We start from the raw sequence: 19753 nt of genomic DNA on the forward strand, positions 1-19753 counted from the left end.
CCTGATTCTAGGAGCTGGAACGCTCCCGCGTAACCGGCAAAGCTACCTTAATGACGAGAGGCAGTCCAGCCGGGAGGGACTGGCACTTTGCCACAACTCAAGGCATGCTAGCCGCCCTCCGGGCGTCCGGCTTATAGTGCACGTCGCGCCAGTCCAGCCAAACCGCAGGATTACAGTTTGTCCAATGTCACTCCGCCCCTGATCCCCCGTGCGCCGACTGCAGCGCCTGGCTCCCCCCTGCGCGGAACCTTGAAGGGCGCGCTGGCGACACTGGTGTTGCTGCTGCTCGCCCTGCTGTTCTGGCAACTGCTGGATCAACTGCGCGAAACCCAGAAAAACCAGCGCCAGTACACCATCGACTACACCGCCGATCTGGCCGCGCAAGTCAGTCTGAACATGGCGCTCAACGCGCAGATCGCCCTCAACCTGCTACCGATCGTCGAACAGCCACAAAGCGCCGACGAACAGCAGGAGCTGCTTCGCAAGCTGCAGAAATCCTTGCCCGACCTGCTCAGCCTTGCGCTGTTGAGCCCCTCCGGCAAAGTCCTCAGTGATAGCGCCGCCGACAGCGAGGACGCCGACTACCTCGCCGAGCTGGTTCGTCACAGCCGTCGCCAGGCCCACTATTTCAGCAACGCCGATAACGGTTCGGTGGTGCACTTGCTGCTGCATCAGGCCAGCGGCAGCACGCGTGGCTACTGGGCCCTGCGTCTGAAGCCGAGCTTTTTATCGTCACTGGCCAAACAGAACGAAACCGGCATCCGCCCAATGTGGCTGGTGGAAAACCGCTTCAACCACCAGGTCATCAGTCGCGATGATTCGCGCCCTTCGGCCAAGCCCGGCGAACTGACCGAAGACGATGTGGCCAACAGCGTGCTGACGGTTCCCCTGAGCAGCAGCGACTGGCAATTGCGCGGCTTGTTCGACCGCAAGCGCGTGATTGAAGAACTGTTGCCGGCGTTCATCGGCAAATGCCTGTTGGGACTGGCGCTCTCCCTGCTGCCGCTGATCGCCCTGTTGAACATGCGTCGCCGTCAGCGCCAGGTGACTGAAGGTCGTCGACGCTATCAGGATATTTTCGAAGGCACCGGCGTCGCGCTGTGTGTACTGGACGTGTCGGGACTCAAGACTGCATTCGACAAAGCCCGGCTGCACAGCAGCGAAGAACTGCGTGGCTGGCTGGAATCTGCCGAACAACGGCACCAATTGCTCCAGGAACTGCGCATCACCGAAGTCAACCAGGTTGCCCTGCAACTGCTCAACGTCAACACCTGCGAACAGGCCTGGAAACTGCTGATCGACGGCAATCCGCTGGACGGCACCGCCATCGGCAACCAAGTGCTCGACGCAGTGCTCAACCAGCAGAAACAGCTTGAGCTGGAGATCAAGCTCTCGGACGCCAATGGCCGCGACCAGCACTTGTGGCTGGTACTGCGCCTGCCGGAAGACCAGGCTGACTATAAAGCGGTGATCCTGAGCATCAGCGACATCACCAGCCGCAAGCTCATCGAACTGTCGCTGCTCGAGCGCGAAGGATTCTGGTCCGATGTGGTGCGCACCGTGCCGGATCACCTGTACGTGCAGGACGTGATCAGCCAGCGCATGATCTTCAGCAACCACCACCTGGGCCAGACGCTCGGCTACGACCGCACCGAGCTGCATCAGATGGGCGAGTACTTCTGGGAAATCCTCCTTCACCCCGAAGATGCCGACTACTACCATCGTTCGCGCCAGACCCAGCGTCACGCGGGCTACACCCAATTGCTGCAATGCCAGCTGCGCTTCCGTCACCGGGACGGCAATTGGCGACGTTTCGACATTCGTGAGCAGGCGTTGGCGCGGGACAAGCATAACCAGGTCACGCGAATCATCGGTGTGGCCAAGGACATCACCGAGCAGATCGAAGCCAGCGAGTCCCTGCGCGACAGCGAGCAGCGTTACCGGATGCTCGCCGAAAGCATCAGCGACGTGATCTTCTCCACCGACAGCAAGCTCTCGCTCAACTACGTCAGCCCGTCGGTGCAAGCGGTGTTGGGTTACGACACCGATTGGATCTTCCAGAACGGCTGGCAGACGACCATTGCCAACCCTCAGCAATTGTCCGGCATCTACGGCCTGATGGACCGCGTCAGCAAAGCGCTGGACAAACCCGACCAACTGGCGCTGCTGCGCAGCCAGGTACAAACCCAGCTGTTCCTCTTCGATTGCCTGCGGGCCGACGGGCGCAAGATCCCTATCGAGTTGCGTCTGGTGCTGGTCTGGGATGAACACGGCGCCTTCGAAGGCGTGCTCGGCGTCGGTCGCGACATCAGCCAGCAGCGCCGCGCCGAGAAAGACCTGCGCATGGCGGCCACGGTATTCGAACACTCGACGTCGGCGATCCTGATCACCGACCCGGCGGGCTATATCGTCCAGGCCAACGAAGCGTTCAGTCGCGTGAGCGGCTACGCGGTGGAGCAAGTGCTCGACCAGTTGCCGAACATGCTGACCGTCGACGAGCAGCAGGAAGCGCATTTGCGCTATGTGCTCAAACAACTGAATCAGCACAGCACCTGGGAAGGCGAAGTCTGGCTGAAGCGGCGCAATGGCGAGCATTACCCGGCGTGGGTCGGCATCACGGCGGTGCTCGACGACGAAGGCGATCTGGCCAGCTACGTGTGTTTCTTCAGCGACATCAGCGAGCGCAAGGCCAGTGAACAACGCATTCACCGCCTCGCCTATTACGACGCCCTCACCCACCTGCCCAACCGCACGCTGTTCCAGGATCGCCTGCACACCGCGCTGCAATCGGCGGAACGGCAGAAGTCCTGGGTGGTGCTGATGTTCCTCGACCTGGACCGTTTCAAACCGATCAACGACTCCCTCGGCCACGCCGCCGGCGATCGCATGCTCAAGGAAATGGCCACGCGCCTGCTCGGTTGCGTCGATGACGACGACACGGTGGCGCGCATGGGCGGCGACGAATTCACCTTGCTGCTGCAACCGCGCGTCAACCGGGAAATCGCCCTGAACCGGGCGATTCACGTGGCGGAGCAGATCCTCGCCAGCCTGGTGAAGCCGTTCGTGCTCGAAGGCCGCGAGTTTTTCGTCACCGCCAGTATCGGCATCGCCCTGAGTCCGCAGGACGGCAACGAACTCAGTCAGTTGATGAAGAACGCCGACACGGCGATGTACCACGCCAAGGAGCGCGGCAAGAACAACTTCCAGTTCTATCAGGCCGACATGAACGCCAGCGCCCTCGAGCGCCTGGAACTGGAAAGCGACCTGCGCCATGCCCTGGAGCAGAACGAATTCGTGCTGTACTACCAACCGCAGTTCAGTGGCGACGGCAAACGCCTGACCGGCGCCGAAGCCTTGTTGCGCTGGCGTCATCCGCGCCGCGGACTGGTGCCGCCGGGGGATTTCATTCCGGTGCTCGAAGAGCTCGGGCTGGTGGTGGATGTCGGCGACTGGGTGATCAGCGAGGCCTGCCGTCAACTCAAGACCTGGCATCAAGCCAAGGTGCGAGTGCCGAAGGTGTCGGTGAACATCTCCGCGCGGCAGTTCTCCGACGGCCAACTCGGTACGCGGATCGCCACCATCCTCAAGGAAACCGGCCTGCCGCCGGCGTGCCTGGAGCTGGAACTGACCGAAAGTATCCTGATGCGCGAAGTCAGCGAGGCCATGCAGATTCTCGCCGGGCTGAAAAACCTGGGGCTGAGCATTGCCGTCGATGACTTCGGCACCGGTTATTCATCGCTGAACTACCTCAAGCAATTCCCGATCGACGTGTTGAAGATCGACCGCACCTTTGTCGACGGATTGCCCTCAGGTGAACAGGACGCGCAGATCGCCCGGGCGATCATTGCCATGGCGCATAGCCTGAACCTGGCGGTGATCGCCGAGGGCGTGGAAACCCATGAGCAGCTGGACTTCCTGCGTGAGCACGGGTGCGATGAGGTTCAGGGGTATCTGTTCGGTCGCCCGATGCCGGCGGGCCGGTTTGAAGCGCAGTTCAGCAATGATGCGTTGTTCATGTTCGACTGAGGCCTTGCGCAGAGGCTGCCGGCCCCATCGCGGGCAAGCCCGCTCCCACAGTTTTTTGGGTGAATCCAAGATTTGTGACCACTGAAGATCCCTGTGGGAGCGGGCTTGCCCGCGATGAGGCCTGCACATTCACCGCTGATCCCGTCATGAAGCCCACTTGTCTGCGACATGATCTCCTTTCATATGCCATCTAAAACCCATTGGGTTAGAATGCCCCCCTTTTCTGCCCCGATCCTTGAGGACCGCCATGTTCAGCCGTGATTTGACTATTGCCAAGTACGACGCCGATCTCTTTGCCGCCATGGAGCAAGAAGCTCAGCGCCAGGAAGAGCACATTGAGCTGATCGCTTCGGAAAACTACACCAGCCCTGCGGTGATGGAAGCTCAAGGCTCGGTACTGACCAACAAGTACGCCGAAGGCTACCCGGGCAAGCGCTACTACGGTGGTTGCGAGTTCGTCGACATCGTCGAGCAACTGGCCATCGACCGCGCCAAGGAGCTGTTCGGCGCTGATTACGCCAACGTCCAGCCGCACGCCGGTTCGCAAGCCAACAGCGCCGTTTACCTGGCTCTGCTGCAAGCAGGCGACACCATCCTGGGCATGAGCCTGGCTCACGGTGGTCACTTGACCCACGGTGCCAGCGTTTCTTCCTCCGGCAAGCTGTACAACGCCGTTCAGTACGGTATCGACGCCAATGGCCTGATCGACTACGACGAAGTCGAGCGTCTGGCGGTCGAGCACAAGCCGAAAATGATCGTGGCCGGTTTCTCTGCCTACTCGCAAATCCTGGACTTCCCGCGCTTCCGCGAAATCGCTGACAAGGTGGGCGCCTACCTGTTCGTCGACATGGCCCACGTGGCCGGTCTGGTCGCCGCTGGCGTCTACCCGAACCCGGTTCCATTCGCTGACGTCGTGACCACCACCACCCACAAGACCCTGCGCGGTCCACGTGGCGGTCTGATCCTGGCTCGCGCCAACGCCGACATCGAGAAGAAGCTGAACTCCGCGGTATTCCCGGGTGCCCAGGGTGGCCCGCTGGAGCACGTGATCGCCGCTAAAGCGATCTGCTTCAAGGAAGCGCTGCAGCCTGAGTTCAAGACCTACCAGCAACAAGTGGTGAAAAACGCCCAGGCCATGGCCAGCGTATTCATCGAGCGCGGTTTCGACGTGGTTTCCGGCGGTACTGAAAACCACCTGTTCCTGCTGTCGCTGATCAAGCAGGAAATCTCCGGTAAAGACGCAGACGCCGCTCTGGGCAAAGCGTTCATCACCGTGAACAAGAACTCCGTGCCAAACGATCCACGCTCCCCGTTCGTCACCTCCGGCCTGCGCTTCGGTACTCCGGCTGTGACCACTCGTGGCTTCAAGGAAGCAGAGTGCAAGGAACTGGCCGGCTGGATCTGCGACATCCTGGCTGACCTGAACAACGAAGCGGTGATCGACGCCGTTCGTGAGAAGGTCAAGGCCATCTGCAAGAAGCTGCCGGTATACGGCGCTTAATTGCACCGCTGAACCGCAGTCATGAAAAAACCGGCCAGTGATGGCCGGTTTTTTTTCGCCCGGTTTTCGAGTGGGTCAGGCAACAACCGGTCTGGCAAAGTCCAGCGACAACACGTCGGGCAAACCGGCCTCCACGGCATGCAGCAGGGCCTGACCGACGCCCGTGATGCCGAGCATCATGCCCAGGTCAGGGACGTTGCGCTCGTCGAGAAAATCTTCATTGAAGAAATTATGGGCCACTTGGGAGAGTGCACGCCTGACGTTTGCCTGGCCCTGCTCATCGCCGGTCTCGCGGTAGAGTTTGAGCAGGCACATCAGATTGCCGAAGTCACCATGGCACAGGCTGTAACCAGACCCCAGGCCGTGCTCCCAGAGATGACGCTCACAACGTTCGGCATCCTGTTCAAGCACTGCTCTGGTCTCAACACCCAGTGCCTCACCCATCGTTCGAGTCAACCAACGCCGCGAGATGAGAATGCCGCCGTCGCCATGACACCATTTGATAGTGGACGAAGACTTCGCCGTTTCACGCAGATCAAGCCAGAAACCGTCGGCTGTCAGGCGGTTTTCTGCCTGTAACCATTGTGTTATCAACTTGGCAAGAAGCGGATCTTTCGTGACCTCCCAGACTTTACCTATCGCCTGAAGAACACCGGAGATGCCATGGGAGAAACCGGTCCACAGTGGTTTCCCCGTCGCGTTGAGTACCAGCGTTCCATCGTCCAGCGTCAGCGCCGACTGAATCGCTTGTGAGAACTTCTCGATCAGGAGGCGCAAGGCTTCCCGCTTTTCGAGCTGATAGAGATTCACCAGAACGGTCACTGCCCCGCACCAGCCATGAATGAAATCGAATTCATCGCCCTCATGTGGAAAGTCGGCCAGTTTCAGCAACAACTCGTCGACAGTCGGCTGATACGTCTGGCGTCCGGTCATGAGCTGATAGTTGACCAGCACGTATAACCAGGAAGCCAGACCGAAATAAGCACTGACGCTAAGCTCATTGGGAAAATGCCCGTGGGATTTACTCATCGAGCACAGGATTCGCTCCGCTTCGTCCAGGTAGCGCGTCGTACCACTGACGCGGAACAGGCTCAGATAGAAAATCGCCAGGCCTCCCATCCCGTTGTACAAACCGCTGCCCATGGGCGAGATGAAGTGACGTCCGGTGCGTGGGTGGGTGTCCATGAACGTCCAGCCAACATCGCCCTCATCCCCTTCCATGCGCATTTTTTCTATGACCCCGGCGATCTTCATCGCACCTTCGAGGCATTGCGCGGGGCTCAGGTCGGGCACGGCCTTGAGTTGATGCTCGCGGTTGAGTGGCAAGGCTTCACTGGCAACAGGGAACAGGCACATCTGTAACACGTGCATCTGAAAGGCTTTGTCGGCAGGCGAAAGGCTGTCCAGCTTGCGGCGACAACTGTCGAAGGGACGCTCGATAGCCAGCGACGCAACCGTCTGGCCATGAGCGTCGAGCAAACAGTCAGATAGCAGAGGCTGGGTGAAACACGGGATGTTGGCCTTCGCCAGATCCTCGATTTCATGCCCGGGAATACCATAATCGTTGAGTGTTTCGTTGAGGTCCGACCACAAGGTTGCCAGCAGCATTTCGTGGCGCACCTTGCATTGGGTAAATGTCGGATGAAGCATCATCCCGATGAAGTCGGCATAGCGCTGGGTGTTCTTGATCAGGACTCGGGTTTTCAACCCGGCGGCATGCTGTTCAAGAAGCGCAAGCACCGCGCCGCTTCGGTTCATGACCTCATCGTAGCCCTGCTCGAAACCGAGGAAAAATGCGCCGCTGTACTCAGTGACCGAACGCGCCTCGCCCTCGAAAACAGGCAGGTGACGCAGGGTCGGCTGGTTGTCGACGGCGACCTGCTTCAAGCGGTAAAAGCGGTGCTCGCGGACCAGTTGCCTTTTTTTCGAGACAAACTGCTGCTGCCGGCTCAAACCACTGTAATCATTGTCCGAGTCCGGCGAATAAGGGACGAAACCGCTCGAATAAACCGACTGGCTGTTGAATTTTATGGCTTTGAACAACGCACGCCCGTGAGGCACTTTCACTCTCAAATCGATCATGGCCGAGGTGAACAGGCATTCCAGATCGATCATCACCGGGCTGCTACCGCGGGCAATGATGTTTTCGTAGTGAAAGTCGATGCCATTCAAGGCGTGGATCACTGCCACCTGGGCGCCCAGGCGCTGAAAGAAAAGCGCCAGGTCGCTTTCCGAGTCACAAGCCAGGTTTTCGATCTTTTCGATCCAGCAGTGATTGTCCAGAGACACCATGATCGGTGAGTAAACCGAAAAGCAGGTGTTGCCAGTGTGTTCATGCAATTGGTCGAGCAATGCACCGTAAAACAGTGCTTCCCGGTTGTTCCTCGGCTTGTACATCAGTGACTGGTTGCCGATCCTGAGGCAACAGACGGTCTCGCCATTGGCATGGGAATCCCCAAGGCCGAGGATGATCGAATCGATCTGCCTGCCGGACAATCCAAAAGCCGTGTCCAGCCGGTTGATATCTTCGACGAAATGACCGATTACCTTGTAAAGGTACATCACGATGTCGTCGACCTGATCCAGCAGCAGACGTGTCAGTACCGGGTACGAAGTCAGGAATGGAACCAGTGCCTCGTCTGCCAGCGCCCGGTCAAACGTTTCGAGATCCAGCTCGTTGCCATTGGCTATCCGGCTGTTTAGTTGATGAACCAGCGACTTTTCCGAGAAACTCTTAATGAGTGAAATGACATATGGACGGACGCTCGAGAGAAACGTCTCGACATCAATCCACTTGCGAAATAAATTGTATTTTTCGTCACTGTAAAAAACGTGTTTGAAGTAAACATGCCAGCGAGCATAAAAACTGCTGAATGCATCCTGCCCCTCACACTCATGTCGCAGAGAAGCAATTATCCCAACTTTCCGATCCAGCTCCTCAACGACGGGAGCATTGCCCTTATTGACCACCTGTGAAGAGCAGTGAAGTTGTTTCAACAACCCCTGCCTGTCGGTACCGAAATAACGCAAAACAGCCTTATCATTCTTGTGCAAAAGATCGAGACACTTGCGCATCGCATCATGATCGGTTATCGCGCACCATGACTTACGCTCATTGAAATCCAGGATATCATTCAACATCTGCAACCGCTCTTGGCGAACAGAGCGGGTCACTGACCCGCCCCGCATGATGGGAGGATCAGCAGCAGCCTAAAACAGTGCATTGCAAGGTGCCGCACGAAGCGTTGGTGCACAGGGTGGCGCCGCCTTCAATATCGGCATCACCGGAGCTTACATACGCTTCAAACTCGGCATCCAGATCACCCGACAGAACCATAATTTGTTCTTGCATGATTTTTCTCCTGATAAATACACAGTCGCCTTAGTTGGCGCCGACAAAAGCTACCACTCACCGCCAGCCTTATCCCTCCATCAAATAAAACCAAATGTAAACAACCACCACCGAACAACTACCGACGTACACACCACAACTAAAACAAAAACCAAACGCGCTGTAATACTTGGACAAGTCAAGAATAGAAAAAACCAACAAAACAAGAGCTCACAATGCGTTTCTGAATTTAACAGATAGAACGACTCACCTCTGACCTGAACACACTCCATCGAATAAAACCCTAACTAATCAAGATGAGAGTTTAATATTTTTTTACAACAAACAGCCCATGAATGATCCACACATCGATTTTCTGAAGAGCTGCCTTGCCTGCGATAACCCCATAAGCCTGGCGTCGAATCCCGGGCCGCTTTCGCAGGGAAGCCCACTGCTATGGAATCCATACCACTGGTCAGACCGGTCATGCCAATTGTTGGATTTCTACTTGTCACCGCAAAAAAACCGAGCGTAGACTGCGCCTGCACTGGACATACCGGTAAGACCACAATAATTAAGTCCTGAATCTGATGCGCACAGCGCACGGCAGCCAGGACACCGACCAGGATCCCTCCCATGCTCAGATGGTGCTCGCGCTCAATCTTCCTTCAAGTGGTTCTCGGACTGGTGCTCGGCATCGTCTGCGGGCTGACCCTTCCTGAATACTCCGCCCAGCTCAAACCGCTCGGCGATGGCTTCATCAAACTGATCAAGATGCTCATCGGTCTGATCGTGTTCTGCGTGGTGGTCAGCGGCATCAGCGGTGCCGGCGACCTGAAGAAGGTCGGGCGCATTGGCCTGAAATCGGTGATCTACTTCGAAATCCTGACCACCATCGCCCTGGTGATTGGCCTGGTGTTCGCTTTCACCACCGGCATCGGCAGCGGTGCAAACATTCATCTGGAGCAGCTGTCTGCTGCCGACATGGGCGACATCGCCCAGCGCGGTCAGCACATGCAAACCACCTCCCAGTTCCTGATGAACCTGATCCCGACCTCGGTCATCGGGGCCTTCGCGGAGAACAACATTCTGCAAGTCCTGCTGTTCTCGGTGCTGTTCGGCAGCGCACTGAACCTGGTGGGCGAAGCCGCGTCGGGTATTTCCCGGCTGATCAATGAGCTGAGCCACGTGATCTTCCGCATCATGGGCATGATCGTGCGCCTGGCGCCGATCGGCGTGTTCGGCGCGATAGCCTTCACCACCAGCAAATATGGCCTGGACTCGCTGCAACATCTGGGCAGCCTGGTTGGCCTGTTTTACCTGACCTGCGTGGCGTTCGTGGCCTTGATTCTCGGCCTGGTGATGCGTCTTTCGGGCCTGAAGATGTGGCCGCTGCTCAAGTACCTGCGCGAAGAATTGCTGATCGTCATGGGCACCGCTTCGTCCGACGCCGTGCTGCCACAAATCATGCGCAAGCTTGAGCATCTGGGTATCGGCAGCTCGACGGTCGGCCTGGTGATTCCAACCGGTTATTCGTTCAACCTCGACGGTTTTTCGATCTACCTGACCCTCGCCATTGTCTTCATCGCCAATGCCACCGGTACGCCACTGGCCATGACCGATCTGCTGACGATTCTGCTCGTGTCATTGATCACCTCCAAAGGCGCCCACGGGATTCCCGGCTCGGCGCTGGTGATTCTGGCGGCGACGCTGACCGCGATTCCGGCGATTCCGGTGGTCGGCCTGGTGCTGGTGCTGGCGGTGGACTGGTTCATGGGCATCGGGCGGGCGCTGACCAACCTGATTGGTAACTGCGTCGCCACCGTGGCCATCGCGCGCTGGGAAAAAGACATCGATATCCAACGGGCAAATAAAGTGCTTTCGGGTCAGGTGGGTTATACCTTCCAGCCGAGAAAACCGGTGGCCCCGGCGCATCAGCAGGAATTTTAAATAACGTGTGCCTGCCTGCGGGCAGGCACATTTATCGCGACTTGGAGCGAACAGTGATTACCTCGTCAACCGTCGTCAACTCAGTGGTAGAAAAACTCCGGGCCGCCTTGGCCCGTGGTCAGTGGCGCTCCGGCGAAATGTTGCCCGGGCAACGTGAACTGGCGGAGCAACTGGGCATCAGCCGCCCGAGCCTGCGCGAGGCGGTGATCGTGCTGGAAACCCTCGGGCTGGTGCGTTCGATGCCAGGCAAAGGCGTGGTGGTGCTGGAGGCCAATCTCAGTGACAGCCAAAGCCACGACAGCGCGGTGGCCGGTGCAAGCCTGGAAGATGTGCTGCAACTGCGCTACACCCTCGAGCCGTTTATCGTCGGTCTGGTGGCGCAATCCATCAGCAGCAAGGAGGTCGGGCAACTGCGCCTGACGCTGATGGACATGCGCGAAGCGCTGGAGGCCAACGACAGCGAGGCCGGGGTCAATGCCTACATCGCCTTCCATGAAGAGCTGTTCACCCTGACCTCCAATCCGATTTTCCAGAGCGTGGTGCAGCAGACCAGCAATGCCCTCAAGCAAAGCGCCGAGGTACTGCGCAACTCCCCCGAGCATCTGGCTGAGCGTCTCGAAGAGAACGAAGCCGTGGTGCGCGCGATCCGCAGCAAGAACAGCGCCCAGGCCAGCGCCGAAATGCGTCGGCACATCCTTCGTGAAGGTCAGCGGATGGGCATCGAATTGAATATCCCGGACGACAACCTCGGCCGTTCAAACCTATAAAAACCGGAGACAGGCCATGAACAGCTTCGCGTCACCGCACACTCTTGTTGCCCTGCCCTTTTCCCCGCCGGTGGATGATCTGTACTCGCGTGTCTTCGACGCCATTCTCGAGCAGCGCATCCATGCAGCCAGCCGCTTTACTGAAGAAAGCCTGGCGCAGATGTTCGGCGTTCGCCGCAGTGAGATTCGTGGGGTGTTGACGCAACTGTCTCATCAGCAGGTCATCGTCCTTCGGGCCAATCATCGCCCCCGCGTCGCCATGCTCGATAGCGAGCAGATTCGGCAGACGTTGCATGCCCGGCGGTTGACTGAGACCACGGTGGTGCGGCTGGCCTGTCAGCAGCCCCATCCGCAAGACTTGAAAAGTCTACGAGCCCTGATCGATAGCGAGCGTCACTGTGCGGCGCGTGGGTCGGCGATCCGGTTGTCGGGGGAGTTTCATCTGAAGTTGGCGGAAATGGCGGGGAATGCACCGTTGGCGCATTTTTTGGGTAGTCTGGTACCGCTGTCGTCGCTGGCGATTGCGCAGTTGGATGTGCGGGCGGGAGGTTATTGCGATTGGCAGAATCACGGGAAAATTGTGAATGCGGTGGAGCGCGGGGATGCAGTGACCGCCGAGGATTTGCTGAGTCAGCATCTGGATCAATTGGAGGCAGTTTTACTGAACTCACAACCGATGTCCCGCCAAAATCGTGTTGCTGGTTAGATCGTCTTCGCGAGCAAGCCCGCTCCCACATTCGACCGCATTCCCCTGGAGGAACTCGGTTAAATGTGGGAGCGGGGCTTGCTCGCGAAGGCGGCATCGAGCTCGCTGAAGATGTCAGGCTTTACTCCGCCGCCACCCGCGCAAACCCCTCGCGAATTTTCTCTTCCGGCAAATCATCGGCAATAAACACAATCACGCTTTCACGCGCCTCGCCGTCCGCCCACTCCGTATCCCAATCGAATCCGTACAGCTTCAGCACACCCTGAAACACCATGCGACGTGGCTCGCCAGCAATGCTCAACACACCTTTATAGCGCAGCAGTTGCTTGCCATGGTCTTCCAGCAATTCGTTCATGAACTCGCTGAGCTTGTCGATATCCAGTGGCTTGTCAGTGCGCAGCACCAGGCTGGAAATGCGGTCGATGGAAGGCGCCTGGCTGACCGGGCGCAAACTCACGCCGCCACCGAGGTCAGCATTGAGGTTGAAACCCCGCACGTCGAGCAATTCGGCGAGGTCGATCTTGCCGTGGTCGACCACGCGGATGGGCGCGCGACGGTTGATGCGCGTCAGGCGTTCGCTTAACGCCGTGAAGGTCGGCTCGTCCACCAGATCACGCTTGCTCACCAGCAAGCGGTCGGCGAAACCGATCTGTGCCTGGGCGATGGTTTGGGTCAGATGAGTGTCGGCGTGCGCCGCGTCGACCAGGGTGATGATGCCGTCGAGGATGTAACGCTCGCGCAGTTCTTCATCGATGAAAAAGGTTTGTGCCACGGGTGCCGGATCGGCCAGGCCGGTGCACTCGATCACCAGACGGTCGAAGGCGATTTCACCGCTGTCCAGGCGTTCGAGCAACAGGTAAAGCGCCTTGGTCAGGTCGGTGTGAATCGTGCAGCAGACGCAGCCGTTGGACAGCGTCATCACTTGCACCGGCTCATCACCCAACAGCTGGGTGTCGATGCCGGCGTCGCTGAATTCGTTTTCGATCACGGCGATTTTCAGGCCGTGCTCGGCTTTGAGCAGGTGACGCAACAGCGTGGTTTTGCCGGCGCCGAGGAAGCCGCTGAGGATCGTTACTGGAATGGGAGAGGACAACTGGAGTCTCCTGTTTCACAAAGTTAAAAAACAACACAAAACAAATGTGGGAGCGGGCTTGCTCGCGAAGAGGCTGTATCAGTCGACATTAATGTTGAATGACACAGCGCTTTCGCGAGCAAGCCCGCTCCCACAGGGATTGCATCAAGCCGGCTGTTGCATCAACAGCACTTCGGCCCACCCTTGCCACCGTAACGAGCTTCCTGACGTTCCCGGAAGAACATCTCGTAGCTCATCACCGGTTTGTCCGGGTGTTTGCTCTGCATGTGCTCGACGTAGTTGTCGTAGTCGGGCATGCCGACCATCAGGCGCGCGGCCTGACCGAGGTATTTACCGAGGCGACTCAGGTCATTGAACATGCTGCATTCCTCGATTACGCATCCGGCAGCGCCTGGAACGGTGCTTCTTTATCCGTACGCTCCTTGGTGCCCCAGGCGGAAATACCGACCTTGAGCGCATAGAACAGGATACTGAAGACCACGAACAGGAACAGCGCCGTCAGCGTTGCGTTGGTGTAGGCATTGAAGATCACGTGTTGCATCTGAGTGATGTCCTTGGCCGGAGCGAGGATCTGACCATTGGCCAGCGCATCGCTGTATTTCTTGGCCAGCGACAGGAAGCCGATCGCCGGGTTGGCGTCGAACAGCTTGATGAAGCCGGCGGTGGTGGTGCAGATCAGCAGCCATACGGCAGGCAACATAGTCACCCAGACGTAGCGTTGACGTTTCATTTTGATCAGTACAACCGTTGCCAACATCAACGCGATACCGGCCAGCATCTGGTTGGAGATGCCGAACAGCGGCCACAAGGTGTTGATGCCGCCCAGCGGATCGATCACGCCCTGGTACAGCAACCAACCCCACATCGCCACACAACCGGCGGTGGCGATCAGGTTGGCGGTCCAGGATTCGGTGCGTTTCAGCGCCGGGACGAAGGAGCCGAGCAAGTCCTGCAGCATGAAACGCCCGGCACGGGTGCCAGCGTCGACCGCGGTCAGGATGAACAGCGCTTCGAACAGGATCGCAAAGTGGTACCAGAACGCCATGGTGTTTTCACCTGGCAGGACACTGTGCAGGATCTGCGCGATACCGACAGCCAGGGTCGGCGCACCGCCGGCACGGGCGAGGATGGTGGTTTCACCGATGTCCTTGGCCACCGCTTGCAGCGCTTCCGGGGTAATTGCAAAACCCCAGCTGCTGACGGTTTGTGCCACAGCCACCACATCACCGCCGACGACAGCGGCAGGGCTGTTCATGGCGAAATACACACCTGGCTCGATCACCGACGCGGCGACCATTGCCATGATGGCCACGAACGACTCCATCAGCATGGCGCCGTAACCGATGTAACGGGCGTTAACCTCGTTATCCAGCAGTTTCGGCGTGGTGCCGGAGGAGATCAGCGCGTGGAAACCCGAGACCGCACCACAGGCGATGGTGATGAACAGGAACGGGAACAGACCGCCCTTCCACACCGGGCCGGTGCCATCGACGAACTGGGTCAACGCCGGCATTTTCAGCTCTGGCATGGTGACCAGGATGCCGATAGCCAGGGCCACGATGGTGCCGATTTTCAGGAACGTGGAGAGATAGTCACGCGGCGCCAGGATCAGCCAGACCGGTAACGAGGCGGCGACGAAACCGTAACCGACCAGCATCCAGGTAATCTGAACGCCATTGAAGGTGAATGCCTTGGCCCAGTACGGATCGGCAGCAATCTGCCCACCCAGCCAGATCGACCCGAGCAGCAGCAATACGCCGACCACGGAGATTTCACCGATGCGGCCCGGGCGGATGTAACGCATGTAAATGCCCATGAACATCGCGATCGGGATGGTCGCCATCACCGTGAAAATGCCCCATGGGCTCTCGGCCAGGGCCTTGACCACGATCAGCGCCAGCACCGCGAGGATGATGATCATGATCAGGAAGCAGCCAAACAGCGCGATGGTGCCGGGGATGCGACCCATTTCTTCACGGACCATGTCACCGAGTGAACGGCCGTTGCGACGGGTGGACATGAACAGGACCATGAAGTCCTGAACCGCACCGGCCAGCACCACGCCGGCAATCAGCCACAGCGTGCCGGGCAAGTAGCCCATCTGCGCCGCCAGAACCGGACCGACCAGCGGCCCCGCGCCAGCAATGGCCGCGAAGTGGTGACCGAACAGGATGTGTTTGTTGGTAGGGACGTAGTCCAGACCATCGTTGTTGAGCACGGCGGGGGTGGCCCGTCGCGAATCGAGTTGCATCACATTGTTAGCGATGAACAGACTGTAGTAACGGTACGCAACCAGATAAATGGCCACGGCAGCGACCACAATCCACAAGGCATTGATCGCCTCGCCTCGGCGCAATGCCACTACGCCAAGGGCGCACGCTCCTACGATTGCCAGCAGCAGCCAGGGTAGGTGGCGTAGCAGGCTATTATTATTTTTCATTTTATTATTCCAGCCAGGGTGGACAAGAAAGACAGCCACCCCGAGTTTAGCTCTCCTGACGGTAAAGGCCATACCCCGACATTGGTCGAAACGCTTGTACTGGCTGGCAGGCTTTGACAATGCGGGTCTATAGTCAGCGAACATTCAGAGGATTGCGCCATGAGCGAACACCCTGCCGATCGTCGCCGCTTCAAACGAATTGCGTTCGATGCCCGAACCGAGCTGAGCCAAGGGGAATTCATCTGGCCAGTGAAACTGATCGACCTGTCGCTGAAGGGGTTGCTGATCGAGCGCCCCGAGCCGTGGCTGGGGAGTCGGGAGCAGATGTTCTCCGTCGACATCCATTTGAGCAAAGACATCGAGATCAAAATGGATGTGCAACTGACGCACAATGAACATGGCCAGTTGGGTTTCGTTTGCCGATACATCAGTCTGGATTCCATCGCGCGCCTGCGGCGGTTGATCGAACTCAATCTGGGTGATCAGCGGGAACTGGAGCGCGAGTTGGGAGCACTGATCGAAGCCTAACGGACCTACACCATTTAAATGTAGGAGCGGGCTTGCTCGCGAAGGCGCCGGGTCAGGCAACAATAATGTCGACTGATACACCGCTTTCGCGAGCAAGCCCGCTCCCACAGGGGTTGAGTTTCGCCAAAACGTTACTCGAAGAGTGCGTCGAGTGCCTGCTCCAGACGCGTCACTGCAATAATCTGCAACCCCGGCGGCGCCTCCTTCGGCGCATTGCCTTTTGGCACGATGGCCCGTTTGAAGCCGTGTTTGGCGGCCTCTTTCAACCGCTCCTGACCGCTCGGCACCGGCCGCACCTCGCCAGACAAACCGACTTCGCCGAACACCAGCAGATCATGGGGCAATGGCCGGTTGCGCAAACTGGACATGACCGCCGCCATCAACGCCAGGTCGGAAGCGGTTTCCAACACCTTCACCCCGCCCACCACGTTGAGGAAAACGTCCTGATCGTGGGTCGGAATGCCGCCGTGACGGTGCAGTACCGCCAGCAACATCGCCAGCCGGTTCTGATCCAGCCCCAGCGTGACGCGGCGCGGGTTGGCCAGGTGGCTGTCATCCACCAACGCCTGGACTTCCACCAGCATCGGTCGGGTCCCTTCCCACGTCGCCATGACCACACTGCCCGGTACTTCTTCCTGAGCACGCGTCAGAAAAATCGCCGAAGGATTGGAGACTTCCTTCAAACCCTTGTCGGTCATGCCAAACACGCCCAGCTCGTTGACCGCGCCGAAACGGTTTTTCACCGCCCGGAGCAAGCGCAAACGACCGTCGGATTCGCCTTCGAAATACAGCACCGTGTCGACCATGTGCTCCAGCACTCGCGGCCCGGCCAATGCCCCCTCTTTCGTCACGTGACCGACCAGGAAAATCGCCGTGCCGCTCTGCTTGGCGTAGCGCACCAGCAATGCCGCGCTCTCCCGAACCTGGGACACCCCACCGGGGGCCGATTGCAGTTGTTCAGTGAAAATGGTCTGAATCGAGTCGATCACCATGACCTTGGGCTTTTCGACCCGCGCAGTGGCGATGATGGTCTCGATGCAGGTTTCGGTCATGACCCGCAGTTGGTCCTGCGGCAATCCCAGGCGCCGGGCGCGCATGGCTACCTGTTGCTGGGACTCTTCGCCCGTCACATACAGCGCCGGCATGCTTTTGGCGAGGTTGCACAAGGTTTGCAACAGGATGGTTGATTTGCCGATGCCGGGGTCGCCGCCGATCAGCACCACCGAGCCGTCCACCAGGCCGCCGCCCAACACCCGATCCAGCTCGCTGGAGGCGGTGGAAAAGCGCGGTATTTCTTCGACACTGACTTCGGCCAGGGTCTTGATCTGCGCCTGTTGGCCTGTCCAGCCGGTGCGTCCGCTGGGGGCCGCAGCGCCGCCGCTCTCGACCATGGTTTCGGTCAAGGTATTCCAGGCCCCGCATTCGCCGCACTGGCCGGCCCACTTGGGGAACGTTGAGCCGCACTCGGTGCAGCCGTACATGCGTTTGGCCTTGGCCATCTGAACTCCCGGCAAAAAACGCGATGATAGCTCAGCTGGACCGGATCGGCGCGAAGCCGTTGACCAATGAAACTTCAGCCGTAACTTGCCTGATGGTCAGCGATGTAAACGTCGAGTGACCATCCACGGATTTTGTACAACTTCGCCATCGACAACTCAATCAAGACCCAGATCCGGATCGAACCAATAAAAACAAAAGCTGTACAAACCCTTTATATCTAGAGCGGGGAACGTACAACATCATACCCGCACTATTAATCAACAACCGCATACCAACTTACTGGCAATTTAATGGCGAACCAAATTTATCAGAATATGACTTATACATTCAAACTAACAATGTAAAGGCCCAGGCACTCATATGATTTCTTGCAAAAAACCAACATCACCAACTGCTCCCGCTCGAAACTTTCGAGTGCTCCTCACTTGCGGAAGCAACGGTGAAAGGGTGACGGACAAAATGTGCTGACGCTAATTCTGCGTGCCCCTCGAATGATGGGGCAGTACGGAACATCGCGCAGGAATGATGGCGTTTTGTAAACTTTTTGCCGATGGCCCGGTCGATTACAGGCGAGCTCTGTAAGCAGTTGTTTCGGGCGAGAAGCCTTCGGCTGATTTACACTGGGTAACCAACCTCATCTGTAACAAGGAAATAACCTATGGGCGTGATAAGTGAGTTCAAGGCCTTCGCGGTCAAGGGCAATGTGGTCGACATGGCCGTCGGCATTATCATCGGCGCAGCCTTCGGCAAGATCGTCTCGTCGTTCGTCGGCGACGTGGTGATGCCGCCAATCGGCCTGCTGATCGGTGGGGTGGATTTCAGTGACCTGGCCATTACGCTCAAGGCCGCCAACGGGGATATCCCCGCGGTAGTGCTGGCGTATGGCAAATTCATCCAGAGCATGATCGACTTCATGATCGTTGCGTTTGCGATCTTCATGGGCGTCAAAGCGATCAATCGCTTGAAGCGCGAAGAGGCCGTTGCGCCAACGCTGCCGCCTGTTCCGACCAAGGAAGAAGAGCTGCTGGGGGAGATTCGCGATCTGTTGAAGGCCCAGAACAATCGGCCTGAATGACATGATGCATTCAAGAACGGCGCCTTCGGGGCGCCGTTTTTTTTTACCAGTAGTTTTCCACCGCTACGTGCCCGGGGCGTCGGCTGAGGCTCAGGTGCATGTCGCGCTGTTTAAGCAGTTTGCGCGTGTCGTCGATCATCTGCGGATTGCCGCAGAGCATGACCCGCGAATGCTCGGCCGTCAGAGCCACACCCGCCACCCGCTCAAGTTCGCCATTGTCTATCAGCGTCGTGATCCGCCCGTTCAAGGCGCCCGGATGCTCCTCGCGCGTGACGGTGGCGATGAATTGAAGCTTGTGTGCGTACTCGGCCAGATAGTCACGTTGCGCCAACCCCGAGATCAGCTCCTGATAAGCCAGCTCCCTGGCTTCTCGCACGCTGTAGACCAGGATGATTCTTTCGAATTTCTCCCAGACTTCGAAGTCCTGCAGGATCGACAAAAACGGCGCCACGCCGGTGCCTGTGGATAACAACCAGAGATCACGTCCGTCAACAAAACGGTCAAGCGTCAGGTAACCAAAGGCCTGACGGTCAACCAGCAGGGTATCGCCCTCGCCTAGCCGACTCAGCTCACTGGTGAACTCGCCGCCCGGCACCACAATGGAAAGGAACTCGAGGAACTCGTCATAAGGTGAAGAGACCATGGAATAGGCACGCCACACCGTGCTGCCATCGGCCTTGGTAACTCCCAGCCGGGCGAACTGCCCAGCACGAAAGCGAAAGCCCGGATCCCGGGTCGTGCGCAGAGTGAACAGGTTCGGAGTCAGCGGCTGGACGTCGAGCAGGGTCTGGCGGGTGAATTTTTCTGCGCTGGCGGTCATGGGGCGCTCCATTGAA

14 protein-coding genes are annotated in these 19753 nt (G+C 58.3%); 7 read left to right on the forward strand and 7 right to left on the reverse strand.

Going from position 1 to position 19753, the window contains the following annotated elements:
* Window positions 1-177 precede the first annotated feature (177 nt).
* Together J2Y86_RS13900 and glyA are read left to right on the forward strand one after the other, a co-directional pair.
* The gene (locus tag J2Y86_RS13900) at window positions 178-4026 is read left to right on the forward strand and encodes a sensor domain-containing protein (protein ID WP_253432237.1); all 3849 of its coding nucleotides are present in this window, start codon (window positions 178-180) and stop codon (window positions 4024-4026) included.
* Between the two features lie 247 nt (window positions 4027-4273).
* Window positions 4274-5527 (forward strand): serine hydroxymethyltransferase, encoded by a 1254-nt coding sequence (gene glyA / locus J2Y86_RS13905; protein ID WP_253432240.1) that lies wholly within the window; start codon window positions 4274-4276, stop codon window positions 5525-5527.
* A gap of 75 nt (window positions 5528-5602) precedes the next feature.
* On the opposite strand, the gene lanM is transcribed toward glyA, so the two are convergent.
* Together lanM and J2Y86_RS13915 are read right to left on the reverse strand one after the other, a co-directional pair.
* Window positions 5603-8668: a type 2 lanthipeptide synthetase LanM gene (gene lanM / locus J2Y86_RS13910; protein ID WP_253432243.1), complete on the reverse strand. Its 3066-nt coding sequence runs from the start codon at window positions 8666-8668 to the stop codon at window positions 5603-5605.
* Window positions 8669-8726: 58 nt separating this feature from the next.
* Complete coding sequence (locus J2Y86_RS13915) at window positions 8727-8879, reverse strand: hypothetical protein (protein ID WP_253432248.1); 153 nt, start codon at window positions 8877-8879, stop codon at window positions 8727-8729.
* 615 nt (window positions 8880-9494) lie between these two features.
* Here J2Y86_RS13915 and J2Y86_RS13920 point away from each other — a divergent pair.
* From J2Y86_RS13920 to J2Y86_RS13930, 3 genes are read left to right on the forward strand one after another with little or no spacing between them, the layout of a single operon-like run.
* On the forward strand, window positions 9495-10808 hold the full coding sequence (locus J2Y86_RS13920; protein ID WP_253432251.1) for a C4-dicarboxylate transporter DctA: 1314 nt from the start codon (window positions 9495-9497) through the stop codon (window positions 10806-10808).
* A gap of 53 nt (window positions 10809-10861) precedes the next feature.
* Window positions 10862-11575: a FadR/GntR family transcriptional regulator gene (locus J2Y86_RS13925; RefSeq protein ID WP_253432254.1), complete on the forward strand. Its 714-nt coding sequence runs from the start codon at window positions 10862-10864 to the stop codon at window positions 11573-11575.
* A gap of 16 nt (window positions 11576-11591) precedes the next feature.
* Window positions 11592-12281, forward strand: a complete 690-nt coding sequence (locus tag J2Y86_RS13930; protein ID WP_253432256.1) for a GntR family transcriptional regulator — start codon at window positions 11592-11594, stop codon at window positions 12279-12281.
* 121 nt (window positions 12282-12402) lie between these two features.
* On the opposite strand, the gene yjiA is transcribed toward J2Y86_RS13930, so the two are convergent.
* The 3 genes from yjiA to J2Y86_RS13945 all read right to left on the reverse strand — a co-directional run bounded on the left by yjiA (window position 12403) and on the right by J2Y86_RS13945 (window position 15814).
* On the reverse strand, window positions 12403-13374 hold the full coding sequence (gene yjiA, locus J2Y86_RS13935) for a GTPase (protein ID WP_253432259.1): 972 nt from the start codon (window positions 13372-13374) through the stop codon (window positions 12403-12405).
* Window positions 13375-13535: 161 nt separating this feature from the next.
* Window positions 13536-13733 carry a YbdD/YjiX family protein gene (locus tag J2Y86_RS13940; protein ID WP_008052036.1) on the reverse strand — a complete coding sequence of 66 codons (198 nt, stop codon included), beginning with the start codon at window positions 13731-13733 and terminating at the stop codon, window positions 13536-13538.
* Window positions 13734-13747: 14 nt separating this feature from the next.
* Window positions 13748-15814 carry a carbon starvation CstA family protein gene (locus tag J2Y86_RS13945; protein WP_253432262.1) on the reverse strand — a complete coding sequence of 689 codons (2067 nt, stop codon included), beginning with the start codon at window positions 15812-15814 and terminating at the stop codon, window positions 13748-13750.
* 159 nt (window positions 15815-15973) lie between these two features.
* Here J2Y86_RS13945 and J2Y86_RS13950 point away from each other — a divergent pair, with 159 nt between their 5' ends.
* The gene (locus J2Y86_RS13950; protein WP_253432265.1) at window positions 15974-16342 is read left to right on the forward strand and encodes a PilZ domain-containing protein; all 369 of its coding nucleotides are present in this window, start codon (window positions 15974-15976) and stop codon (window positions 16340-16342) included.
* 131 nt (window positions 16343-16473) lie between these two features.
* Here the strand turns inward: J2Y86_RS13950 and radA are convergent, their stop codons facing one another.
* Window positions 16474-17841, reverse strand: a complete 1368-nt coding sequence (gene radA / locus J2Y86_RS13955) for a DNA repair protein RadA (protein ID WP_008040321.1) — start codon at window positions 17839-17841, stop codon at window positions 16474-16476.
* A 659-nt stretch (window positions 17842-18500) separates the two neighbouring features.
* On the opposite strand from radA, the gene mscL reads away from it, so the two are divergent.
* Complete coding sequence (gene mscL / locus J2Y86_RS13960; protein WP_253432268.1) at window positions 18501-18917, forward strand: large-conductance mechanosensitive channel protein MscL; 417 nt, start codon at window positions 18501-18503, stop codon at window positions 18915-18917.
* A 43-nt stretch (window positions 18918-18960) separates the two neighbouring features.
* Here mscL and J2Y86_RS13965 read toward each other — a convergent pair whose 3' ends face one another.
* Entirely contained in the window at window positions 18961-19737 is a 777-nt protein-coding gene (locus tag J2Y86_RS13965; RefSeq protein ID WP_253432271.1) for a ferredoxin--NADP reductase, read from the reverse strand.
* Window positions 19738-19753: the final 16 nt, after the last annotated feature.

Origin of the sequence: Pseudomonas migulae (genome assembly GCF_024169315.1) — a bacterium.
Classification (GTDB): Bacteria; Pseudomonadota; Gammaproteobacteria; order Pseudomonadales; family Pseudomonadaceae; genus Aquipseudomonas; species Aquipseudomonas migulae_B.